Raw genomic sequence first — 282 nt, 5'->3', positions numbered from 1 at the left:
CGTTCGGCCCGTTGACGCTGCTTGATTTGACGGCGCAGCCGGGCATTCCATCTCAGCGCCAGGACCAGGAGTACGGCGATCACCCCGCCCACCTGCAGGATCACCCGGAGGTCGCTGCGCCAGTAGGCGTCGTCACGCAGGCCGTGGTCGCGCCAGCGGCTGGTGATCACCCCCAGGTCCTCCGGCGAGATGCTCAGCACCGCCTTGTCGCGGATCGAGCCCAGCTCGCTGGCGTCGGGGGCGGTGGCCACGGAAAAGGCAGCGGGTTCTGTGCCGACCGTG

General features: G+C 69.5%; 1 protein-coding gene. It reads right to left on the bottom strand.

Annotation, left to right across the window (positions count from 1 at the left end; genetic code table 11):
- A partial coding sequence (locus OH705_RS27100; RefSeq protein ID WP_267303420.1) for a hypothetical protein occupies positions 1–282 on the bottom strand: 282 nt, incomplete at both ends.

This window comes from Pseudomonas sp. BJa3, assembly GCF_026343815.1.
Taxonomy (GTDB): domain Bacteria; phylum Pseudomonadota; class Gammaproteobacteria; order Pseudomonadales; family Pseudomonadaceae; genus Aquipseudomonas; species Aquipseudomonas soli.
Note: the sequence above shows the minus strand (reverse complement) of the source record. Positions and strands in the feature narration are given on the sequence as shown.